The organism is Mucilaginibacter sp. P2_A5, from assembly GCF_056404995.1.
Window position 1 is genome coordinate 154,035 of record NZ_JBFUCY010000002.1, and the last position, 24,568, is coordinate 178,602.

The following is a 24,568-nucleotide window of genomic DNA, read 5'->3' on the forward strand; positions in this document are numbered from 1 at the left end:
AATTGATTAATATGGCATTTTTTACATCTGCCCCCATAAAAAAATGCGTCCCGTGTCTCACCCCGGAACGCACCACCTAAGTGTTTCAACTAAATCTCAGATCGCACGTTTATGGACCTAAGTTCTTTTTGGCCGATCGCCCCAATCATTCACTCCTCAGACTTTTCACCGGGTTTGCCATTGCCGCTTTTATTGCCTGGAAACTTATTGTTGCAAGTGCAATAATTATTGAAGCCAGGCCGCCGGCTGCAAATAACCACCAACTGATGTTGATGCGGTAAACATAAGCTTGCAACCATTGGTGCATGTAATACCATGCAATGGGTGCCGCAATGGCAAAAGCAATGGCAATGAGTATGATAAATTCTTTTGAAAACAAATAAACGATATTGCCTGCGCTGGCACCAAGTACTTTACGGATGCCAACTTCTTTTATTCGCTGTACTGCCATAAATGAGGCTAAGCCATACAAGCCAAGGCAGCTAAGGAATATGGCGATTGTTGCAAAAATTTTATACAAAGCCGCTAACTGATTTTCCTGTCTGTAAAAGTTTTCAATTTTATCATCCAAAAACTTGTATTCATAAACAAAATCGGGAAATGTTTGCTCAAATATTTCTTTAACAGCTTGCATTGTAGCGGCAATGTTTGTTGTTGCCAGTTTTATCCCGGCCTGGTTGTACATGGTGTTGTTTGTGGTAATAAGCAATGGCGCCAGATCATGACGAAAAGAACGATCATTAAAATCTTTCAATACACCAACAACCGGACATTTTATATTGTCGCTCCATATACTTATTTCTTTATTCAATATGTCATCAGGATTTTTTATTCCCAAACTTTTCATCAGCGACTCATTCACTAAAAATTCTCTTGTCATACCCGACGGCTGCAAATTTCTTCCGGCTATCAGGCGTAGTTTATAAGCCGGAACATATTCGTTGTCGGCGAATTTGGTAATAGCCTTAAAATCTGTTTCTTTTATAGCATGGTTAAACCGGATGGCGCTCCACATATCATTACCGTTTTCGACCGGGGTATTAGAACTGAAACTTACTGTTTGCACGCCGCTTACCGACAATAACTGTTTTTTTAAATAATCCAGCCTGCTGATGCGAAGACTATCTACACGGAAAGGAACATTTACAATTGCATCTTTATCAAAGCCTAAAGGCTGATCCATAAAATAATTCATCTGCTTTACAATGATAAGCGTGCCGATGATCAATGCCTGTGCAATGATAAATTGAAACACTACCAATCCTCGTCTCAATGAAATCCCGTTTGCATTGCCTGATGTAAGTTTACCCCTTAAGGCATTAACAGGATTGAAACGTGATAAAACAATTGCAGGATAAAAACCGGCTAGCGCGGTTACAACAATGGTTACAGTTAAAAGAAATAAAATAATTGCAGGATTGTTGAGTATGTTGAATGAAAGCGAAAGTTCTAAAAGTTGACTTACAGAACGCAATGCAAGGATAGTAATAAATGCCGCTAGTATTACGGCACTTATTACTATCAAAAATGTTTCAACGATAAATTGGATTTGCAATTGAGATTTATTGCTCCCCAAAACCTTACGTACGCCAACCTCCTTTGCCCTGTTAACAGCTTGCGCGGTGGAGAGGTTGATAAAGTTTACACAGGCAATTAACAGGATGAATGCCGCAATCAACCATAGTACATTGAGCAGCTGATGACTGATGGTTTTGTTGCTGTAATTACCTACCTGGGTATCATAATGCACCGCGCTTAGTGGCTGCACAGTGTGACTATCCTTATTGGCCGGAGATTTTACCTTTCGTGAGTACGCCCGTAATTGCTGATTAAAATTGTCGCCGGCAACATTTGGCGGCAACAAAATGTAGCAACCAAAATCAGGTACTGTTTCGGCCCATTCGGTAGATTTTTCCAGGTAACTTCCGGTAAAACCTGTTCCAAAGGCCACAACAAGTTTTAGCTGAAAGTCTGTATTTGCCGGTATGGTGGCAAGGATGCCCGAAACTTTCAATACATCGGTACCGTGCTCGAAAATGTAGCCGCCGGCTTTTAGTTTAATGGTTTTGCCTATCGCAGTTTTCCAGTCGCCGAAATATTTTTCAGCGATCTCTTTTGTAAGTAATACATTGTTAGGGTCTTTTAACGAGGCGTATGAACCAGCGAGTAGGGGGAAATCAAATATTTTAAAGAATGAAGGTCCTGTATAAAATACCCCCCGCTGCTCTTTAAATTCTTTTACCGGTGTTCCGTTGCCATCAGGTAACAGCAACTCATCATCATGGCTTGCAAAAATTGGAGCTACCTGTTCTATTTGGGGAAGGCCCGTTTTCAATCCCAGGGGCATTGGAAAAGGGATGTCTTTCCCATAAGAAATATTCCCTGCATCTGCATGATGATATTCGGTTAACACACGGTAGATGCGATCTTTTCTGGAGTGAAAATTATCGAAGCTTGTTTGAAACTGTATAATGATAAAAATCACCATACAAACGGAAATACCAACAGCCAGGCCGGTAATATTAATAGCGGCATAGCTTTTATTATGGATGAGGTTGCGCCGTGCTATTTTCAAATAATTTTTAAACATATAATTGCGGTTTAATTTTTCAGGAGACCACCTGGGAGTGGCTTCGTCAAACGAAATTACCTTCGCAAACCGGGGATAGCGCCCCAAATTATAAGATGGGCGCTCTTTTTTCAGTTCGTTTTTATACTCCACCGGGCTTTTCCCGGTGATTTGTTTGAAAGTGCGGTTAAAAGTAGTTTTAGAATTGAAGCCTGATTCAAATGCAATACCCAGCAAGGTGATATGGTCATAAGCAGGGTCCTGCATTTTCTGAACCACGTCTGCAACGCGATATTCGGTGATGAAATCATTAAAGCTTTTTTTGAGCGCTGTATTGATGATCCGGGATAATTCGTGGGGGCCCAGCTCAAGTTTTTCGGCCAGCGAGCTTAAGCTTAGTTCAGGGTCCTGGTAATACAGGCCGGCTTGCACGGCTTTCTTTAGCCAGGTACCCCTTTGCTTCATTTCTGCAGGCAGGGCTTGCTTTAAAAACTGCGGGGGAGCCACCGGTACGCCAGCCTCTTGCTTTAAAAAAGCCACGGCCGCCATCCAGATGGCCATTGCCGCTAAAAAGAGGCATAGTGGATAATAGGCCTGTATACTTAATTGGTAATGGTAATATAAAGAGTCGGCCGCTGTAAAAGGTATCCACAATAGCCATAACAGGCCAAAACTTATCAATAAGCTGCGTAGCCAGCGCAACTCGTACCGGTACCTGTCGCTGCCAATAAATTTTATCCGCCGGTAAAAATGTGTTGTAAGCCTGTAAGCCAGGTAAAGGTATACGATGACCGAAATAAACGCCAGCAACTGCAATACCGGGTTCAGTTGCCGAAAGGCCTGCGTTTCATAAGTAGCGGCACCGGTTTTTATACTATCCCTAACTTCCAGTGCCTGAGCACCCAATTCCAGCAAGAGCGGACTAAAATGCAGCAGATCCTTAGACCGGAATTTATATTCCAGTCGGGTTACTTTAAGTACATAAAAGAAAATAAAGGGGCCAAGTGCAAGCGAAAATTGTAGCGGCAACCAACTCCAGTTAGTAATGTAAGTTGACAGGCCGATGTCGATGCCCAGTATTCTGCTTATCCACAAAACAATCGTAACCAGTGCCAGGGCCAAAAAACGATTTGCGGCCTGGTTTATCCTTTTGGTGAACCATAAAAGCAGGATAAAAGTGAGCCCGATAAAGATCGTCCCAAAGAAAGCCAGGTCGTAAGCATTAATATGGAAAGTGTATGTATTCAATTGAAATATTTAAGGGCAATCGTTGTTCCAAATTTATAACTTATTGATATATAAAAAATTATACAGGGCGAAATATGTACGCTGTAACAAAACCGGACATTGAACTGTTCAGTTTTGGATTGTGTAGATTGGGCTATAATAGACTGACAAGTGTTTCGTAAGCGCTCCGTACGGGGTATTCGGTTCCGTTAATATTCCCGCAAAGAAAATACTTATTTTATTTCCCCCCAACTTTGAATACCGTTCCGGAAAATCCTATTGGTTTGCCGCCTCATTGCCAATTTGCTTTATTCTATCTAAAGGTCTGAACTTAAGCACTAAGGGTGGTCATTTTAAAATTGACCAACGGGGGGGGGGGCAATAAGGTGTGGTATATCCACACATGACATTAAAATCAGGAATAATGGTAAGTATTTCAGGAGTCTGTATAACCACGGGCCAATATTTTCCCACGTAATTTACATTACCAAATTACAACCGGATGAAACTTGCAAAATTATTTCTGGTGAGTCTGATACTCCTTGTAGCGGAGGCAAATCTCCATGCTCAGGCGGTTGACACCACCCAAAAAAAAGCTAAAAAGTACCAGGCCAAAGCGCCGGAAAGCCAGCCTTTTGGTTCAGAAGCCTTTAAGCGATCAACAGGCACGACTGTTCGCTGGCTGGGTATGGCCGGATTTATGGTGAACAGCCGGGGTACCATCTTTATGATTGATCCGTTGCTGGAAGGCTATGATATGCCGCTGCTGATGAAGTTCCCCATCTTGCCGAAAGACGTATCGCGTGTTGATGCCATTATGGTAACTCATAGCGACAACGATCATTACAGCGTCGAAACTTTTCGTGATCTAAAAGCGGCAACCACAGTCTATCATTCCACCATATACGTGGATTCATTAATGAAAAATGACGGATTGTCTTCCAGCGGGCATCGCATTGGTGAAACTTTTAAGTTCGGAGTTGTAAGCGCAAAACTTACACCCGCCGACCATGCCTGGCAGAACGCCTATCCGGGTACAAGCAAACGACATTTCAATCCGGAAGATGCCTGCGGGTTTTATTTCCATACCCCTGATGGCACGATCTGGGCACCGGGCGATTCGCGCTTAATGCCCGAGCAACTACACCTGCCGCCTCCTGACCTGATCCTGTTGGATTACTCCGAAGACAGCGAATGGCACTTCGGACTTGAAGGTTCGGCAAAGTTACTAAACGCTTACCCGCATGCGCAGGTGATGCTGGGTCACTGGGGCTTTGTTGACGCGCCTGATTTCAAACCTTTTAACGGCGATCCGGCAAGACTGGCGAAATTGGTTATTAATCCTGGTCGCATCCGGGTGCTTGCACCGGGACAGCCCTTCATACTGCAGTCTGCCGGAAAATAAAAGGAACAATAATCCCAAAGATCAAGTTAAAAATGAAGAGGTTTATATACCTGACTATTAATCCGACCGTCGTTGTATGTAATGGTCTGTGGTGCCTCGTCCTCGCTAAGCCTGATGTTAAATTAATAAACGCTGATCAACTATGAATCGAGCAATCACCCGTACATTATTAATACTTCTGATAACTATTCCAAGTCTTCCTATGAATGCACAACAAAGTCACGAGTTAAATCCAAACGAAAAACATATTGTATTGATTGCCGCCTTTACCGCAACGGGTAACCTGCCACAATTGAAAAATGCCCTGAATGCGGGGCTTGATGCAGGGATGACTATTAACCAGATCAGGGAAGAACTGGTGCAGTTATATGCCTACTGCGGTTTTCCGCGTAGCCTTAACGGTATTACCACTTTCATGTCTGTGCTGGAGGAACGGAAATCCAGGGGTATACATGACGCGGAAGGACAGACCCCAACTACTGTAACCGGCGATAATAAAAGCAAATACGAGGCGGGAAGGAAAACGCTGGAGACTTTAACAGGTAAGCCACAGAACGGCCCGCTCACTGGCGCCAATGCTTTTGCACCCGGCATTGATGCTTTTTTGAAAGAGCACTTGTTTGCCGACATCTTTGGGCGTGGCGTACTGACCTATCAGGAGCGTGAACTGGCAACGATCACGGTACTCGCGAGCCTGCCCGGACTGGAAGCACAATTACAAGCGCACCTGGGCATGGGGATGAATGTGGGGCTAATGGAAGGGCACCTGGAACAAGTTTTTGCCTTGCTGGAAAGCAGCATCGGGAAACAACAGGCAGATGCTGCCCGTACAATACTGACTAAGCTCAAGGACACTAAATAAAGATATATGAAAATCAGCAATCATTTTTACAGGACGACAGTGCGGGCATCATTTAGGATACTCGGCTGTTGCGGAATGTTAACCCTTTCTATTTTACAGGCTAAAGCACAAACAGATAAGCGCATGATCCGTATAGCTCAAATTGAAGTTGATTCGACACAACTCAAGCAATATAATGCAGCATTGAAAGAGCAGATGCAAACGGCTGTCCGGCTGGAACCCGGTGTATTGACCTATTATGCCGTCGCCGACAAAAAAGACCCTTCGCGGATAACTATCCTGGAGATCTACGCCGACAGTGCCGCCTATCTAAAACATATTGCAACGCCTCACTTTAAAAAGTACAAGGCTACGGTAGAGCATATGGTAAAGAAATTGGAACTGGTAGACGTTAACCTCATCGCGAGTGCGAAGCAGCCAGGGTTATAGAAAATTAACGGGCACCTTAAACCGTATGCAGCATAATTTCATCCTTCGGATGAAATTATGCCAAGATATTTTAACTATAGAAACTGAATATGACAAAGGTATTAATACTTGGAGCCGGCGGACAAGTTGCCGGACATGTAATCGACAGGTTATCACAAAATAATTCCATCCATCTTATTTTGTATCTGCGGAATGCCTCACACCTGCAACATTTGGAAGGCGGGCAGATTAAGCTGATCGAAGGTGATATACTGGACGGCGAAAAACTTGAAAATGCTATGCAGGGGCAAGACCTGGTCTATGTTAATATAAACGGTCAGGAAGATGTGATCGCTGAACAGACGGTAAAAGCCATGTTGACCGCAGGTGTGAAGCGTATAGTGTTCATTGCAGCTATTGGGATTTACGATGAAGTTCCCGGTGCTTTTGGCCAGTGGAACAAACAGATGATCGGGCCTATCCTGGAACGCTATAAGAAAGCTGCAAGCCTCATTGAGGCGTCTGGCCTTGCATATACGATTCTTCGCCCGACATGGTATACGAACAAAGATGAAGTTGATTATAAAATCACTCAAAAAGGCCAACCAGTTACCGGAACCGAAATATCCCGAAAAAGTGTTGCTGACCTGGTGGTAAAACTTATAGAAGATCCAAAACTTCATGTTAATGAAAGCCTCGGTATGGAAAAAGCCGGAACGGAAGCTGATAAGCCTGGTTTTATGAATTAAATGAGATAAACGACAAGTAACGTTAAGGAAATAGGTAGGGATCCAAGCTGGCTTCAAAATAGTTAGGTCAATCTATTTTGTTTTATACCAACCTGAAGTGAAAAATGAATGTTGCGAATAATACTGCAGAAGCTAATTATCTTCGTTTTATATGTCAAATATGCATCATCAATGGAAATGTATTGAAAGAAAGTGATTTTTTTGAGAAATTTACGTAACCTTAGACATATTAACCAGTTACTTCCTGCAATGATCTTTGAATTTACATCAGCCCCCGGTTTTGACTTCATTACATTATTCGGAAAACAGATCAATGCGCCCGTAAGAGACAATGTACTGGAAATTCCGAAGACGTTGGGAGAAGGTTATGTACGTAAAGTTGGGTTTGGGGATGATTTCAAATTAACGATCCATCGTTATGTATTGAATGAAGATCTGATTGTTAAACGCAATCCGGCTGCAATAGCTAATGATGTCCGTACCATTTTCTTTTATAATGACAGGGAAGATCTTGAAGTTAAATATCATAATGATGCAAACATACCATGCTCACAAAAAAATGACGCTTCCATACTCCTATCCTCAAATGATTTGCGTACGGAAATTCGTTTTCCTGCCAGGAGCAATATTCGGTATGTAGTAGTTGGGATCACTGCTAACAGATTACGCTCAGTTCTATCCATTGAAAAGCCTAATACGACCATACAAACCATTACAGCGGAAAACGCTTCCTTTCTCTTTTTCGAAAGTCTGGATGCTGAAATGCAATTACTGCTTAAAAATATTGTGTCCGTCGACATGAATAACTCGTTGAATAATTTCTATGTGCAAATTAAGGTACAGGAATTAATGTACCTGCTTTTTAGCAAATTATCACTCAGGGAAAACACGACTTTTAAAAATATAAACAGCAACGATGCAGAAAAACTTCTGGTCATTCGCAACGAGATATTGAGTGATTTGAGTACCCCGCCGGTTTTAAATGAATTAGCGCTGATCGCTTCGATGAGCGAAACGAAACTCAGGCCGCTTTTTAAGCAAACATTTGGTGATACGATATATAATTATTACCAAAAAGCCAGAATGGAAGAAGCCGCTTTTCTGTTGAAACAAGCTAAACATTCCGTTTCTGAGGTTGGCTACGCGTTGGGGTTTTCAAACCTTAGCCACTTCAGCCGATTATTCGAGAAGCAGTACGGCATTACCCCGAAGAAATTTTCCACCTCTTCATAGAACTTCTTTTATCTAATCAACTATCATTTATCGGATAGGACTATTCTTGTGTCCTTTTCGGTTATTTTACCCATTTTTTTACTTCTACTTTTGTCATACAGTTAAATATGACTAAGTAAAAAATAATGAAAGCAATACAATATAAGGCATTTGGCAATTCCGATGTAATAGAGATGGCAGAGGTCCCTCAGCCTGAAATCAGCAATGAAAACCAAGTTTTAATTCAAGTTAAGGCAGCCAGCGTAAATCCTTTGGATATCAAATTACGCAGCGGCATTATGCAACAGATCCGTCCTATCAGTTTACCTTTTGTACCAGGTGCAGATGTGGCAGGCATCGTTGTTGCCACCGGAAAAAAGGCAACCCAATTTAAAGCAGGTGACCAGGTGATCGCTGTAACGAGAGAAGGCGGGTACGCCGAATACGCGATTGCCATTGAAAGTCACGTAGCTATTAAACCCACTAATGCCTCCTTTGAAGAAGCAACCTCCCTGGTGGTTAATATCGGCACCGCTCAATCGGTATTATTTAACGAGGGAAAATTAGCGAAAGATCAGAAAGTTTTAATTCAGGGAGCTGCGGGGGCAACAGGCGGAGCTATGGTGCAGATGGCAAAAAACGCAGAGGCCTATGTTATTGCAACAGCATCAGGACAAGGCATCGCGTTAGCAAAAAGCCTTGGTGCGGATGAGGTGATAGATTATAAATCGCAAAACGTTACCCAATTAGCTAACAATATTGACATGGTGGTGGATTGCGCCGGCGGCGAATCACAGCATAAACTTTTTGAATTGTTAAAGCCCGGAGGCAAATTATTCAGTATAGTAACCCCGCCTTCCGCAGTATTAGCAGAAAAATACAGGGTTGATGCACGGTTTATCAGTTCAAATATCTCAGCGGATAGTTTGGCCGCTGGTTTGGCTTTGGTCAATGAAGGAAAACTCCGTCCCATCGTTACAAAAACTTTCCCATTAAACGATGCTGCTCAAGCTCAGGATTTTGTGTCGGCTGGGGGAGTTAACGGTAAAGTTGTCCTTGTTGTTATTCAATGACAGCGTCGGTCAGTGGGCTGAACCAAGGAAACATCTTCCAAATCAAGCAGTACAATTTACAGATATCAATAAGATAATAAAACAAGAGACCATGAAACTATTAGAAAAGATAACATTAGGAAATGAAATATTGAAAAACGTTATTGCGATGGCACCAATGACGCGCAGCCGGGCTAACGGCGAAGGTGTCGTATCAGACCTGACCGTATTATATTACACACAGCGTGCCAGTGCCGGACTCCTCATTACAGAGGCCATCAATATCTCCGAACAGGCGTTGGGCAGTCCTTTTACCCCTGGCCTTTACAGCGAGGAGCAAATTGAGGCCTGGAGAAAAGTGACTAAGTCGGTTCACGATAAAGGAGGTGTGATCTACGCGCAGTTATGGCATACCGGCCGCGTTGGGCATTCGGCGGATAGAAAAGGGAAACTTCCGGTTGCGCCATCGGCGATTGGAATCAAAGGGCAGCAGCATTTTACCTCCCAGGGGCCAAAAGATTACGAAACGCCACAAGAGTTAACTACAAAAGAGATCAAACAGATCGTTAAGGATTATGGCCAGGCTGCCAGGAATGCTATTGCAGCTGGTTTTGACGGGGTTGAACTGCATGCCGCATTCGGGTATCTGCCGAATCAGTTCTTGTCGGAAAGTGCCAACCTTAGAACCGATGAATATGGCGGCAGCATTGGGAATAGGAACCGTTTCGTACTGGAAGTTATGCAGGAACTGGTTAATGCGTTGGGAAGCGACAAAGTTGGCATTAAGCTATCGCCAACTGTATATTATAACAATATAGAAAACAGTGATCCTGTTGCTCAATTCAGACCTTTGATCGAAGCATTGAATGAATTGCCACTGGCCTATATTCATCTGATGAATGGCTTGTTCCCTTTGGATAATTACCCTCAGTATCCCAAGAATGCTGTAGAAACATTCGGTAGTATAAGTAAACACCTGGTCATCGCCAATGGCGGGTTCAATAAAGATAGCGGGGAGGCAGAACTGGAAAAGGGTATCGCTAAAATAATCGCCTACGGCAGCTTATTTCTGGCTAACCCTGATCTTCCAAAGCGGTTCGAACTGGATGCGGCGTTCAATACCATAGAACAAGCTACCATGTATGGTGGAGGGGAAAAAGGTTACACCGATTATCCATTTTTAGAAAGCTGATACTAAAGCGTCTTTAATCGGGATGCGACTTTGAAAAAGTGTAAAAGAGAAACAACAAGATGCTGTTAGAATCTCGGTCCAACGTCTTACATGGCATGGGTCCTTTTAGTATTTAAGCTGACTAATAAAGCCGGGGGTAAGATCCCCGGCTTTTATCGGTAAATGCAGCCTGTATTCTATAGATATAGACTTCGGGATCATGGAAAAATCTGACAGGACTCATTTAATTCATTTCCAACGCACTAACTTCAAATATTGATTATTTCTTCTTATGGATTCATTCTTTTAAACATTCCCTGTATTTCATCTGGTGTTGCTTTCGATAGCATTTCGCTATATCCAAAAGTCAATTGATCCTTGCCTTCTTTAAGTTGTTGAAATATTGCCTTAATAAAATCACCTACAGAAGGGTGTTCACTGTGCAACCCCTTACCGCCCAGATCAGTGTTGAGGGCCGGTGGGATCAATTCGATGACCTCTATATTTTTTGATTTCAGCAAATGCCTTAGTGATATGGTAAACGAGTGAAAAAAAGATTTTGTGGCGCAATAAACAGGCATTTTTGTAATTGGCACAAATGCCAATGCGGAAGTTACATTGATGATAGTGTCCAATGATTTGAGTTCGACGAAGAGGGAAGTCAAATGTAACGGTGCCAAAGCATTGATTTCAATTTCGTTTTTCGCTTTATCATAAAAACTCTTATCTGAAATATCCATCCAGTTTTGGATACCCGCATTATTTACCAATACGTTCAAATCACTGTGATGTTCAGCAATCCAGTGATAAAGTTCCGTCCGACCAGATTCCTCCGATAAATCGCAAACCTTTGTTATCACTGCCGGGAATTTGTCTGATACTTCTTTCAGCGCATCTTTCCTTCTTCCACAAATAATAACCTGGTTATTTTCCTGAATAAATCTTTCGGTCAATCCCAGACCGATGCCAGTGGCACCGCCGGTAATTAAAATTTTGTTGTTTGATAATTTCATTCGTTTTTTCTTTGGTATTCGATGTCTCTAAAAGGCTTTATATTTACTTAAACCAGCCTTTTACAGTTACAGTAAATGGATTACTCGTATTGAGAGGCAAAGTTCTTTATACTTTCGCTCAAGGCTGTTATACGTATTCCTGTTTTACTTACCATTATTCCGATTAGCGTGAAAAACGGCCGACATATACACTTTTCAACTTGTAGCATTCAAAGAGCAGACTATAAGCCCAACAATTTTTCGGCATTCTTGTAACCGATTTTTTCTTTAGCCTCTTGCGAAATAGGCGCCGTTTCAAGAAATTGCCTGGTGTTTTTGTCTATTAAATACGGGTAATCACCTGAGTAAATAATTTTGTCTGGGCCCAGTTCGTCAATCACATATTTAAGTTGAGCTTCAGAAAAAAGCCCGCTTGGTGTGATATAGATATTGTTTTTATAATAGTCGGAAATTTTGCGATCTAATTTTAAAGTCTTGCTTAATTGATCGTCTAAGCGATTCAGGAAAAAAGGAACCAGTTCGCCCCAATGTCCGGAAATTAGTTTCAGGTCGGGCAGTCTGTCAAAAATGCCCGAAGCAATTAACCGGACAATTGCGATTCCTGAATCTAAATGCCATCCATATCCTGCCGATGCAAACATAGCCCCCGCAACGGTAGGCCAGTTATTACTCTGATAATAGTGCGCTGCAATATTTTTTGAGATGAAACCAGGGTGTATATACACAGGTACCTTTAATTCCTGAGCTTTGGAAAAAATGGGTAAAAATTCAGGTTCATCAAAAAAGCGACTATTGAAAGTTCCTGAAAGCATAGCGCCTTTAAAACCCAATTCTTTCACAGTCCGGTTCAACTCTTCTCCGGCTGCACTTGGATCAGCAACAGGCAAAGTGGCGAAGCCCGCAAATCTTGTTGGGTGCAGTTTTATCAAATTAGCTAATTTATTATTGGCTTCCTGGCAAAGTTCAATGGCCAATGTTTTATCTGTTATATTTTGAGGGCCTCCGGCACCATACGAGAGCACTTGCATGTCAATGCCGCTTTCATCCATGAATTTTATTCGCCGCTCTCCAACATCTTCAATATCATCACTGGTTGGCAGCACCATTGCCATTAACTCCTTTTGCACCGCAACGTTGAGCGCTGTCCCACCATTTTCGTTGATGTTGAATGCTACTACTTTTTGCGAGATGCTTTTCAGAATAAAATGCTCTTCAATGGTAATTATTTTATTTAATGGCTTCATATTATTTTGAATCTGTTTCCTCTTAATACAACTGTATTTTTTTGCGGGATTTTATCCCTAAGAGTTCCGATAGATGATGAATTTGTGTTAGCCGCCTGGTTTTACTTTATCTGCTTTGTGTTTTTGGGAACTTGAGATCAAACCCAGCGCATAATTCAGCTGAATGGAAATCAAAACGGCAATGCTCAAATAAGGATTTATTAAGCTTAACAAGGCACCAATGGTATAAAGCAGTGAACTTTCAACAACTCTTCTTTTAATGGCTTTGCTTATGATTAAATTTTCGTTTTCGCTTATTGAAGTAAAATTATTCTTGTTGGCATAATTCCAGTGGAGCGCCAGTATTAACCCAAGCATAATAATGTTGAGCCAATACAGGAATACTGCAAACCTGAAAGTAATGTATTGACTTAAGAATGCAGTGGTGAATGGAATAGTTGAAACAAAGAGCAAAAAAAACAAGTTGATCCAATTCAGGGTCCGGTTACTTTTAGCAATAAAATGGAATTGGGTAGAATGTGCAGACCAGTAAATTCCCAACGTAATGAAACTGAGAAAGTAAGTCAGTAATTGGGGAGTTAATCCCAAAAATGCTTCCAACAAACTCTTCTCTGATTTTATGGACTCGCCAACCGGCACTTTGATATTAAAAATAAGCAAGGTTAACGCAATGGCAAACACACCATCACCAATTGCCTCAATGCGTTGCGTGCGTTGCCCTGCTATTTGATTGTAATTGTTTTCCACTGTTTATTGGCCCATTTGAAAATGATTTGAGCCAGACTCATCCTAATAAAGTACTGTTTTAAAAAAAGGAGCTTGCGATTTTAATCCCAAACTCCTTTTAAGGGAATTGGTGCCTATGAAAGAAATTATTTACCTGCACTGTCATATACTTCTTTTACCACCAACGACGCGGAAACAAGTTTTGGCCAGCCTGCATAAAATGCCAGTTGAGTCAATGCTTCACCCATTTCCTGCCTGGTAATGCCGTGCTCAACGGCCCTGCCCATGTACATTCCCAGAAATTGGATATCCCCGGCTGCAATCATTGCGCATACTGTTGCCAGGCTTCTGCTTCTTGATGTTAAACCTGCACGCAGCCAAACTTCACCATATAACAATTCATTAGTATATTTAGCAAAGCCTTCTGCTATTGGAGCGATATTTTGTTGAATAAAAGCGACCCTGTTTTCATCGCCCGGTAAAGCTTCATTTTTATCAAGCATCAATGGGTCGATTGAAGGTAATTCTGCTTGTGAAATTCCATAGTTTGCAAATACATCTTTTGCAACAGCCACAGCCGACATGGCATTAGGCACGCCTGAATAGAAAGCAAGATGAGTAATAATTTCTGAAAGTTCACCTGGTGCAATACCATTGTTCAGCGCTTTAGTAAAGTAATGGGGCATTGCGTTGCTTTGATTCCTTGCTATCAGGCATGATAAAGTAACAATGCAACGGTCATGCTTTGACAAACCCGGACGCTCCCAAACCTCGCCGACTAATTTTTCAGCAATATACTTGCCTAATGCAGGAGAAACACTACTTACATCAGCACTTGAAAATGCAGGTTTAGGTGCCGTTGCGCCGGTAGTGTTAATTTTAAGCGCTTTTACAATAGCTTCACCTACACTTGCGGCAGATTGCGGATTTTGGCCCGTGATCAACCTGCCATCAATGGCAATGTTATTGTTCCAATTAGGGGCATGCTTGTAAATTGCACCGTGGTTAATTAAAGCATCCTGTAACAGGAACGGAACTACGTTGGTTGATTGCACTTCTTCCTCTTCGCCATTAGTAAAGCCTGCTACATTTTTACCCGAGATCAAGTATGAGCCATCGCTCAATTTTACATTTACCAAAGCTGCAGGGCCGTGGCAAACTGCCGAAACAATTTTCCCGGACTCATAAAGTTCTGGTACTAACTTTAAAATTGCAGGGCTATCAGCGAAATCCCACATGGTTCCGTGACCGCCCGCAAAGAATATGGCGTCATAGTCTGAAGCTTTTGCATCATCTAATTTCAGGGTATTGGCGATAGTTTTGCGAAAATCAGCATCTGCCCAATATTTGGCATTAACGGGATCATTGAAATCCTCTAAGCCATCTAACGGTGCTTCGCCGCCTTTTATAGATGCAATATCAACTACAACGCCACTTGCTTCCAATTTATCCAATGGATGTGTAACTTCGCTCAGGTTAAATCCTGTTGGAATACCGGTAGCTCCTTTTACATTACAGCTTGTTACCACGAACAAGACTTTTTTTGAACCTTTTTCTTTGTTCATTTCGTTTTTCTTATGGGTATTTATTTAAGTAACTATCATATTGCCTGAAAAAAATCGACCAGCTTTGGTACAATCTGATTTACATATTCAGGTATGTCGTAAAGGGCAATGTGAGTTGCACCTTCTACAATGAATAATTCTTTTTTGCCTTTTGCCAGGCTGTAGGCCTGTTCGCTGAACAATCTGGTATCAGCTTTACTACCGGCAATTAAAAGAATGGGTTGCGTAAGCAATGTGCTTATTTGGTCAAAGGCCGAGAAGGCCATCATTCTGTCGGTACCGGTAAACAAATATTTGTTCACTGAATTTGGATGCTGCCCCCTTGGTGTTTTATAATAGTCGTGACCTTCTCTCCATAGATCGGGCGTATTCTCATTGATCTCTTCTTTTGTATCAGGTACCCAGTGCACGTAAAGCAATTCTCCGCCATTTGCCTCTACGGTGCGCTGTTGCCCTACATTTTTTAGCATATCCAGCAAAACAGAAACGGGGGTTTCGTTTCCAAGGAAATTTCTGAACCCTTCTCCCATAGGTGCAGCGCTAATTGTGGCTACTGCTTTAAAACGATGCTCTGTTTGTGCTACACTGATGGCATAACCGCCACCTGCACAAATCCCGAATACGCCCATGCGGTCAGTATCAACGTAAGGAAGTGTTGACAAATAATCAGCACCGGCACGGGCATCTTCCACTCTGGCGGTAGGCTCTTCCAGGTAACGGGGCTTACCTTCGCTTGCCCCCTGGTACGAGGCATCAAACGTCAATACTACAAATCCATATGCTGCCAGCCGTGAAGCATACATCCCTATTGTCTGTTCTTTAACACCGCCTGCGGGGTGGATACATACAATAGCGGGATATTTTTTTGTTTCAATAAAATCCTCCGGCAGATGTATTTCCGCTGCCATCTTCAGGTCTTTGTTTTTAAAACTTGTTGCTTTTTTCATTTTTGGTAAATTGAATGCTTCGTTTTTTAAGGATATAAATGAACTGTGAACGATGCCATCGGTGGGGCAAATTCGGGGTGAGTCTATCTTTAGCGACCAGTAAAATTATATCATTGATTTTTCCCAGGCGCCCTGGGTATCAACACCCGCGTTTGCTGCTAATGCCTCAATTTTTTCTATTTCCTGATTGGTTAAAATAATTTTAGTTGCATTTAAAGCGTCTTCAATTTGGGAAGTTTTGGTTACTCCAATAATGGGCAAGGTGTTTTTAGCAATGGCCCACGCAATGGCAACCTGGGCAACAGAAGCATTTTTGCTACTGCCGATTTCTTTCATTACATCGGTTAATTCTTTTACCTGCGGAAGTACTTTATTGTAGGTATTTGCTCTGGCACTACCTTCGGGAAGCGGGTTCCGGGTGTTGTATTTGCCAGACAATGTACCTTGTTCCAACACCATATAAGCAAAGAAAGTAATGTCATGTGTTTTGCAATAGTCAATTATCCCGGCATCTTCGGACGAACGGTATAAAAGACTGTAATGGTTTTGAACTGCCGAAATACTAAAACCTGCTTTTGCAAGGATACTGTTCGCCAGTTTAATTTCTTCCAGGTTATGGTTAGATACCCCTACACTTTTTACTTTTCCGTTTTTAAGCAGCGGTATCAGTTCAGGAGTCCATTTATTAACGTCGGTAGGGTTATGAATCCAATAAATGTCTATATAGTCCGTTCCCAAACGCTCCAAACTGCTATTCAGCATTTCCTCGACAGGGTTGTTGGAAGACCCAGCCATTTGTGGAGTGAACTTGGTAGATAATAGAATGTCTTCGCGGCGATACTGTTTTACAAATTCGCCTAAGATAGATTCGGATGAGCCCATACCATAAGCCGCAGCAGTATCCCACAGGTTAAACCCCGCCTTCATAGCGGTATCAAATACTTGCCTTAAATCCCCGGCGCTAAGGTTGTTACCGAAAACCTGGTCACCGCCTGCAAAGCCTGTTCCCCAGGACCATGTACCTAACGCTATTAATGGTGTTTTTTTCATTTATCTTTATTTTTACTGATTTTTGCAGAACGATATCAAATGATTTAATAGATCATTGGACGGAGCGAAGTTCTTTATACTTTTGCATCAGGTAGTTATACAGATTCCTGTTTCTCTTACCATTATTTCTGTTCAGGAGTGCTTCTGTAAGATTTTTTGCAATACTTAATCTAATTTCACTTCAAATCACCGAAGGCATGGGAAATCCCCTTAGAATTGAAAGTGTGGCCCAGATCAATAACGACCGGGGGCAGAAGACCCTGCATCCTTTGGTTAGCGTTCTTGATCAGTCGCTGTCGAAGCCTGTAAAAGAGGCACGTTATATTTCAGACGTATACATGATCTTTTTAAAAGACGAGAAGTGCGGGGAGGTAAAATATGGCCGCAGTCATTATGATTACGAAGAGGGAACACTTCTTTTCATTGCACCCGGGCAGGTATTTGGATTTGACGAAAGCGAAAACATGATACAGCCAACAGGCTGGGGATTATTCTTTCATCCCGATTTGATCCGTGGCACCCATCTTGGCAAATGCATTAACGAATACAGCTTTTTCTCTTACGATGTCAATGAAGCACTTCACGTTTCGGATGCAGAAAGAGAAATTGTGCTGGAGTGTTTTAATAAGATCCGGTATGAATTAGCTCACCCAATTGATAAACACAGCAGGACATTGATCGTAAGTAACATTGAAATGTTCCTGAACTATTCCGTTCGGTTTTATGACCGGCAATTTCTCACAAGAGAACATATTCATAAAGACGTATTGACTGGATTTGAGGGATTACTGAACGATTATTTCCAGTCGGAAAAGCTGCAAACATTGGGTTTACCTTCCGTTTCGTATTGTGCAGACCAACTCAACCTGTCTCCAAAATATTTCGGAGACCTGGTAAAAAAGGAGACGGGAAAATCAGCACAGGAGTATATACAGCTAAAACTGATTGATGCTGCGAAAGAACAGATACTTGATATCAGCAAATCGGTAAGTGAAGTTGCGTATAAACTTGGTTTTAAGTATCCATCACATTTTACCCGTTTCTTCAAACAGCATGTCGGGCATTCACCCAATGAATACCGGACTTCATTTAATTGATGGGTCAACGCAATGCATTTGAATAAAAAAGGCCTTATGACTTTGTTTTCATAAGGCCTATGCCTATCAAAAAATAGTTACTAATTTTTAACAAACAAACGGGCTTTTTAAGATGGGATATTAAAAACGACTTTGCCTAAAGCCCCCTCTTTGATTATAGTTTTATAAGCTTCCTTATAATCTGACATGGGATAGGTCTTGCTAATGTGGATATCAAACCCTTTTAACGTATAGTTTGCCAATCGATTTAAACTTTCTGTATCTGATTTCATTAAAAGAACTTCATATTTCTTTCCGGATACAATGTTATTTGAAAAAGAGTGCACAAAATTCCATAGCGAAGGAGTTACAGTAAAATATGTTGATTCAGGCTTCATCAATTTTTTAGCCTGGCTGAAAGATAATTTTGCAGAGAGTTCAATGATAACATCAAACTTCTTCTTTAAATCCGTCACATTTTCTTTGTTGTAGTCAATCACATAATCACTACCCCATTTTTTCAACAAATGATGTCCTTTTGCGCTTGAAACTGCCGTTACAATCGCTCCGTGGCTTTTAGCGATCTGAATAGCAAACATACCTACTCCGGCAGACGCACCATTTATCAAAATTTCCTTCCCTTTGATGTTATTAAGGTTTTTAGTAAGCATCTGTAAAGCTGACTGGCCGACCGTTGGTATTGCGGCAGCCTGCTCAAATGTCAGATCCGCAGGCTTCTTAGCAATTTCTTTTTCATTCACCAGGATGTATTCTCCAAGAACTCCCTCTTTAAAAGGATTTGTTACGCCAAACACGTCATCCCCGGCTTTGAATTTTTGGATACCCGTACCTGTGCTTTCTATTGTTCCGGAGAAGTCGCAGCCAACAGATTTTGGAAATTTCTTGCCTGACATTAGTTTGAGTTCACCCATTAAAATCTTCCAGTCAATAGGATTAATAGAAACTGCCTTTACCTTAACCAAAATTTGTTGCGTATCGGGAATTGGCTTATTTACCTCCACGGAATGTAAAACGTCGACACTGCCGTATTGGTCGTAGATTATTTTTTTCATTGATTTAATTCTTTCTTAAAAATTTGTTGTTCGAGAAAACGATCAGTCACTCAATGACTTATAAGGGAGCGCGTATCAAGCGCGATACCGATAACATTGAGCCGATCGTTTTCCGCTGTAAAATTACCGGAACGGAAATTGAATGTCGTTGACTTGGATCAACAAATTATAGGTGGGCAACTCTTCTTCTAACCCTGCTTAGTGTTTCTTTCCGGATGCCAAGAAAGTTTGCAATATAGTGCTGTGGAACACGCAGCAATAAGGATGGTCTTTCCTTAAGAATTTCCAAATACAACTCTTCAGGTGATGAAGATCTAATTCGGTTTGAATTTTTCATGATGGAGGCATTATCAGAAAAACTCTTATGCATTGTAAAGTTCTGAATCCATGGTGTTTTTGCAGCGTTACACATATCATCGCCTGTTATACACAATAACTCGCAATCCTCAAGTGCCTGCAGGTTCATGTCCGTGGGCTTTTGCGTTATCATACTTTGAATCTGACCAACCCATGCATTTTCTTCATAAAATTGGAAAATTTCCTCATTACCCCCGGTATCGATCCAATATTCACGCAAGCAGCCTTTTAAAGTAAACGACCAATACTTAGGAACTTTACCTGCTACGTAATGGAACTCCCCCTTTTTTAAATAAACCGGTTTAAACAAGTTAAAAAAGAGCTCAAATTCATCTCTGGATATTTGAACGTAAGAGCAGATATGAGTATAGAGTGTATCTGTGTTCATTTTAATTAAGGTCTATAAAATCCTTCAGGTATCAAATTTGAGATGGGAAATTAAATAAAAATTCGCAAAATGTAAACCAGTATGCCATCTTATAGATTAAAATGGCAGTACGAAAAGCAAAACGGTTGTAAAATAGTTATGGCAACAGAATAAGGCTGATGCATCACATTTTTTTACAGCAATTTAACATAAAAAAGATAATGAACTGCATAAAAAAGGCGTTCCGTATCTCACCCCGGAACGCCACCAACTAAATCCAGATCAACGTCATTTTATTGATCTTTTGCTTACTATCTTTCTTAGAGATGGAAGGTCTTAAATCTGCCAAAACTCACCGTTCTGGCTCTTTACTTTACCAAATATGTTTTCTGTTCAATTCCTATTCCCGTCAGTTTTAAGGACTTCCATTGAGTGGGTAATTTCGATTTTACCTGGATAATACCTTTAGGAGTAATCTCCAGTCCCCCAAAACCATTCAGCATCGCCTGCACCATTCCGCCTGCTCCGGTAGCAAAATAGGGATTGGTTCCGCCAGCAGATTCAGCAAGCACTCCAAAGGGTGGTAGTGCATTGGGTTTGTATCCGTTCTTAAATGCAAGGAACGCTTTCTCTCCATCGCCAAGCCTTGCATACAATATCGAAAAGATGGCATGTGTCATGGCAGGGCCATTGTCTACCCTGGATTCATAGTATTCAAGGTCTTTTTTAATAGCTGTAGGATCGGTAACCTCATGGAGCGGATAAGCCAGCAGGTTAACGTCGGCCTGTTTAATATTTTCACCTTTATAGGTTTCAAACTCTTTAGTCACACCATCGGGAGACTTTAATATTGGGATGTTTTGAGCGACTATTTCCCAATCAGGGTCAGGTTTTATTCCCAATACTTTTGCGGCAGCGGCGGCATCTTGCAGATTGGCCTTTGCAGCAGCGTTAGTAAAGGCATTGTTATCTATATTATTAGCATATTCATCAGCCGCAACAACATTTTTAATGTCATAATGCCCCGGGCCATTTCTTTCAACCCGGCTTGCCCAAAAATCGGCCGTTGCTGATAGTATTGGCCAGCCTTTTTCCTGTAACCATTGCTTATCCTGGGTAACGCAATAATAATTCCAGGCGGCAATGGCAACGTCGGCAGTAATATGATGTTCAAACGGGCCGCTCAGTGCCCAAACCGGTGTTTCTTCTACACCGCTATCAGCGCTTTCCCAGGCAAACATGGCCCCTTTATAGCCATGTGCAAAGGCATTTTGCTTTGCAGCCCCTAAGCGCTGGTAACGATACTCTACAAAAGATTTGCCAATTTCAGGATGCAATACCAGCAAGCCAGGATACATCCACAGATCAGCATCCCAAAATACGTGGCCGTTATAGCCAAGCCCCGACAGCCCCATTGGCGAAGGCGCATAAGCGCTGCCGGCGCGGGAAAAGGAATACAAGTGATATAGCATACTATGCACATCCTGCTGCGCCTGCGGATCTCCCTCAATTTTAATGTCACTCTTCCATAAATCATCCCAGGCTTTTTCATGAAATTTGATCAGGCGGTTCCGGCCTTCCAGCTTGGCAAAAATGGTTAAACGTTCGGCCTGGTTCAACGGATCGGCATCATGCGCCGACGTAATTGATGACCCGGCAACTGCATACTGATAAGTTTGTCCTACGGCGACGGCTTTGCTGAATTTCATCTGATGCAGATTGCTATCCCACATTTCGTGTGTCACCCGTGGTTCCTGCCCGCGTTCTTCATCAAACAAAAAAGTATTTGAAGCACAGAGCAGCAATTTGCCGGTCGGGCTTTTTGCCGTTGAAGTAAGCAGACTAATAGGGCCAACCTCATTATAATAGTTTTGAACATCGCGCAAGGCATCCGGTGTTTCCAGGGCACTGGTAGCATTGATCGTAATATTTTTTTTAGCAGTGATCGAAATATCCATCAAAACAGTGAAGGGCAATTGTCTTAGCGCATAGTAGGTGTATTTTACCGAAGCTTCATCTCCAAGGTCAAAGGTTGCGGTAAAGCAGCCGTGCCGCATATCAAGTTCCTGCTTATAATTGCTGACGCTCCTGGCCTCGGCACGTTTGCCATTGATGTCGAGCGACATATTCAATAAATTAAAACTATTCAGAAAATTGCTTACTCTTCCCCGGCCATATAAATCATAGGCGCCTGCAAGTGTTACGCTTTTTATCTTAAATATTTCCGGCGACGAAACCATACCGATCATTCCATTGGCAACAGTAACCCCATAATAGTTTGAAGGATCAATGTTTGTTGCGGTTATTTTCCAGGGGTCAATTGTTTGCGCTGAGCAAAGCGAATTGGCAAAAGTTAAAAAAATGATATAAAGGAGCCATTGTTTACCGGTCAGGCCTGTTGTTTTCATATTTTATGATTTATGATTTAGTTTGTAAATCTTCCTATGGCTATTTACTTCCCCATCAAATACTGTGTTGAATGCGGATTCCCGGTTACTTTAGCGGCTATCCCTTTAGCTAACCTGAATGAACTTGGAATAATGTCCGATGTAATAATGGCATTCGAATAGGAGCACAAATGTATTCGGGCCGGCAAGCATCGGAGTAAAGCAACCTAGGCTTTGCTATCATAGAAAGGGTTAAAAAAAAGGCACATGGTACTACTTCACATAGGTTATATGTTTCATATTGAGATTTTAAGGTGCCTCCAGCCTTGTTGGAAGCACCTTAAAATATATTAAAATCCAGGGTTTTGAGTTAATGTCGGTTTACCGTCTTTATAACTTTTATCTATCTCAGACAACGGAATTGGAAAATACCGATTCTTTGGGGTGAAGGTGGCACCCACCAGATAGCCTATATGCGGTTTTTCTCTGGCAATATATGCATTGATGTATTGTTCAGCAATGCCCCAGCGTACCAGGTCAAAAAAGAAATGGCCTTCCTCAGCAAACTCAAGGCGTTCTTCGAATCTTACCCGATTGCGTATCCAATCCTTACTTTGACCTCCCCAGGAATCTTTATAAATATCAACTTTATAATTAGCTGCCGGTTGTCCAGGAGCAAAAGGTGCATTGCTACCAAGTTGGACATAGATCCCGTCCCTTGCTCTTGCCCGTATCATATTAACATATATCCGCGCCTTTTCGGGGTCTCCAACTTCAATTTCACACTCTGCCGCCCATAATAATACCGCTGCATAACGAATGATATTAAAGTTCATCGCGTTGAACTTTGCGGTATTGTTAAATGAGTACATTGCCAATTGACTTTTTAATATAACAAATTTTTTCTGATTATAAGGGCCGGCAGTTGGTTGGTCTCTTATCCAATCCATTCCCGGATGTGTTCCCCAGTCGTGATAGGGAACACCTCTGCGTCCTACCACCCAATCTAATCTCGGGTCGACGGGCGTAACCATATCAGGTGTAAAAGGTTGGTTTGACGGAATCCCCTGGTCATTTTTAAAATCACTTTGATAATAAGTATCAATTAGTGGTAATCCGTCTGCACCTGTTTTATAAGCATTTACTAAGTCATATGTAGGTTGATTGAATCCGGCACCGGCTAAGTTTGGTTGATCAGGAGCATTGGGAAAGGAAAGATCGCCGCCGCGTTGACTTCGGTTATAACCTACTCCGGCCACATTTACTGCGGTCTGGTTTTGCCAAATTGCCTCCGGACCATTGTTTTTTGCCGGATTAAAATTGTCATAATAGTTCGCGGTTAATTGATATTTTCCACTGGCAATTACAGCGTCCAACAAAGTCTTGGCCTGACTGAATTTTTGTTGGAAAAGGTACACTTGTGCTAATGAGGCCTGGGCTGCTGTCTTAGTCGGCCTACCCGGATCGGACTGAGTTTCCGCAAGATTCTGAACTGCATAAGCATAATCAGCTTCAATATTTGGCCATATAACTTTATCATTAGGCACTCTTCTTTCCGGATCCGTTACGGTTTCGTCAATGTAGGGAACCATATTCCATATTTTCTTTGCCTCAAAATGGTAATAGGCTCTCAGGAATCTGGCCTCTGCAATAATTTCGGTTTTTTGAGATGCACTCAGGTCGCTGATCGTGTTTGTATTGAGTGTTCTTAAAACATCGTTGCAACGTTCAATTGCACCATACACAAGAGTCCATTTATCGCGTATTCGATCATTATTAGAAGTCGGAACGAAACGTTCCATGTCCATTAGGTCAACCAGGTCACCCGGAGTACTACCTTTATGGATATTACCAGAACACAAATCGCCAAAATAAATATTGTCCGGTCCACTTGTTATTCCCCATACACCATTGATGAAGCCATTTAACGGGCTATAACACGCTATTAAAAGCTTGTCGATGGTAGCTTTAGTAGTAAATACAGATTCATTTAATTTCCCCTGAGGGTTTTTCTCCAATGATTTGGTGCACCCATTAAAGAAAAGAATTGATGCAAATACAGAAACCACAAGTATGGTTCTGTTTATATTATATCGTATCATAATAGT

At 41.8% G+C, this 24,568-nt stretch carries 19 protein-coding genes; 8 read left to right on the plus strand and 11 right to left on the minus strand.

What is annotated here, in order from left to right:
- Positions 1-145 precede the first annotated feature (145 nt).
- Positions 146-3,817, minus strand: a complete 3,672-nt coding sequence (locus AC1DXF_RS02305) for an ABC transporter permease (RefSeq protein WP_477445706.1) — start codon at positions 3,815-3,817, stop codon at positions 146-148.
- A 481-nt stretch (positions 3,818-4,298) separates the two neighbouring features.
- Between AC1DXF_RS02305 and AC1DXF_RS02310 the strand changes: the two genes are divergently transcribed.
- The 7 genes from AC1DXF_RS02310 (at position 4,299) to AC1DXF_RS02340 (ending at position 10,676) form a co-directional block, all read left to right on the plus strand.
- Positions 4,299-5,201, plus strand: coding sequence for an MBL fold metallo-hydrolase (locus tag AC1DXF_RS02310; protein ID WP_477445708.1), 903 nt, complete (start codon positions 4,299-4,301; stop codon positions 5,199-5,201).
- Between the two features lie 142 nt (positions 5,202-5,343).
- Complete coding sequence (locus AC1DXF_RS02315; RefSeq protein ID WP_477445710.1) at positions 5,344-6,063, plus strand: carboxymuconolactone decarboxylase family protein; 720 nt, start codon at positions 5,344-5,346, stop codon at positions 6,061-6,063.
- A gap of 6 nt (positions 6,064-6,069) precedes the next feature.
- On the plus strand, positions 6,070-6,492 hold the full coding sequence (locus AC1DXF_RS02320; protein ID WP_477445712.1) for a putative quinol monooxygenase: 423 nt from the start codon (positions 6,070-6,072) through the stop codon (positions 6,490-6,492).
- An 89-nt stretch (positions 6,493-6,581) separates the two neighbouring features.
- A complete protein-coding gene (locus AC1DXF_RS02325) occupies positions 6,582-7,220 on the plus strand; it encodes an SDR family oxidoreductase (protein WP_477445714.1) in 639 nt (212 codons plus the stop codon).
- A 249-nt stretch (positions 7,221-7,469) separates the two neighbouring features.
- Complete coding sequence (locus AC1DXF_RS02330) at positions 7,470-8,453, plus strand: helix-turn-helix domain-containing protein (RefSeq protein WP_477445716.1); 984 nt, start codon at positions 7,470-7,472, stop codon at positions 8,451-8,453.
- Positions 8,454-8,578: 125 nt separating this feature from the next.
- Positions 8,579-9,505, plus strand: a complete 927-nt coding sequence (locus AC1DXF_RS02335) for an NADP-dependent oxidoreductase (RefSeq protein ID WP_477445718.1) — start codon at positions 8,579-8,581, stop codon at positions 9,503-9,505.
- Between the two features lie 91 nt (positions 9,506-9,596).
- On the plus strand, positions 9,597-10,676 hold the full coding sequence (locus AC1DXF_RS02340) for an alkene reductase (RefSeq protein WP_477445720.1): 1,080 nt from the start codon (positions 9,597-9,599) through the stop codon (positions 10,674-10,676).
- A gap of 269 nt (positions 10,677-10,945) precedes the next feature.
- On the opposite strand, the gene AC1DXF_RS02345 is transcribed toward AC1DXF_RS02340, so the two are convergent.
- The 6 genes from AC1DXF_RS02345 to AC1DXF_RS02370 all read right to left on the minus strand — a co-directional run bounded on the left by AC1DXF_RS02345 (position 10,946) and on the right by AC1DXF_RS02370 (position 17,200).
- A complete protein-coding gene (locus AC1DXF_RS02345; protein ID WP_477445722.1) occupies positions 10,946-11,668 on the minus strand; it encodes an SDR family oxidoreductase in 723 nt (240 codons plus the stop codon).
- A gap of 221 nt (positions 11,669-11,889) precedes the next feature.
- Complete coding sequence (locus AC1DXF_RS02350; RefSeq protein WP_477445724.1) at positions 11,890-12,912, minus strand: amidohydrolase family protein; 1,023 nt, start codon at positions 12,910-12,912, stop codon at positions 11,890-11,892.
- Between the two features lie 87 nt (positions 12,913-12,999).
- Positions 13,000-13,659, minus strand: coding sequence for a TMEM175 family protein (locus AC1DXF_RS02355; protein ID WP_477445726.1), 660 nt, complete (start codon positions 13,657-13,659; stop codon positions 13,000-13,002).
- Between the two features lie 125 nt (positions 13,660-13,784).
- Positions 13,785-15,203, minus strand: a complete 1,419-nt coding sequence (locus AC1DXF_RS02360) for a carboxymuconolactone decarboxylase family protein (RefSeq protein ID WP_477445728.1) — start codon at positions 15,201-15,203, stop codon at positions 13,785-13,787.
- Positions 15,204-15,238: 35 nt separating this feature from the next.
- A complete protein-coding gene (locus AC1DXF_RS02365; RefSeq protein WP_477445730.1) occupies positions 15,239-16,150 on the minus strand; it encodes an alpha/beta hydrolase in 912 nt (303 codons plus the stop codon).
- 105 nt (positions 16,151-16,255) lie between these two features.
- Positions 16,256-17,200, minus strand: coding sequence for an aldo/keto reductase (locus AC1DXF_RS02370; RefSeq protein WP_477445732.1), 945 nt, complete (start codon positions 17,198-17,200; stop codon positions 16,256-16,258).
- Positions 17,201-17,397: 197 nt separating this feature from the next.
- Here AC1DXF_RS02370 and AC1DXF_RS02375 point away from each other — a divergent pair, with 197 nt between their 5' ends.
- Positions 17,398-18,297, plus strand: coding sequence for a helix-turn-helix domain-containing protein (locus AC1DXF_RS02375; protein ID WP_477445734.1), 900 nt, complete (start codon positions 17,398-17,400; stop codon positions 18,295-18,297).
- 107 nt (positions 18,298-18,404) lie between these two features.
- Here AC1DXF_RS02375 and AC1DXF_RS02380 read toward each other — a convergent pair whose 3' ends face one another.
- The 4 genes from AC1DXF_RS02380 to AC1DXF_RS02395 all read right to left on the minus strand — a co-directional run bounded on the left by AC1DXF_RS02380 (position 18,405) and on the right by AC1DXF_RS02395 (position 24,562).
- Complete coding sequence (locus AC1DXF_RS02380; RefSeq protein ID WP_477445736.1) at positions 18,405-19,349, minus strand: NAD(P)-dependent alcohol dehydrogenase; 945 nt, start codon at positions 19,347-19,349, stop codon at positions 18,405-18,407.
- A gap of 166 nt (positions 19,350-19,515) precedes the next feature.
- On the minus strand, positions 19,516-20,094 hold the full coding sequence (locus tag AC1DXF_RS02385; protein ID WP_477445738.1) for a Crp/Fnr family transcriptional regulator: 579 nt from the start codon (positions 20,092-20,094) through the stop codon (positions 19,516-19,518).
- Between the two features lie 347 nt (positions 20,095-20,441).
- Complete coding sequence (locus tag AC1DXF_RS02390) at positions 20,442-22,481, minus strand: glycosyl hydrolase family 95 catalytic domain-containing protein (protein WP_477445740.1); 2,040 nt, start codon at positions 22,479-22,481, stop codon at positions 20,442-20,444.
- Positions 22,482-22,810: 329 nt separating this feature from the next.
- Positions 22,811-24,562, minus strand: coding sequence for a RagB/SusD family nutrient uptake outer membrane protein (locus tag AC1DXF_RS02395; protein WP_477445742.1), 1,752 nt, complete (start codon positions 24,560-24,562; stop codon positions 22,811-22,813).
- Positions 24,563-24,568: the final 6 nt, after the last annotated feature.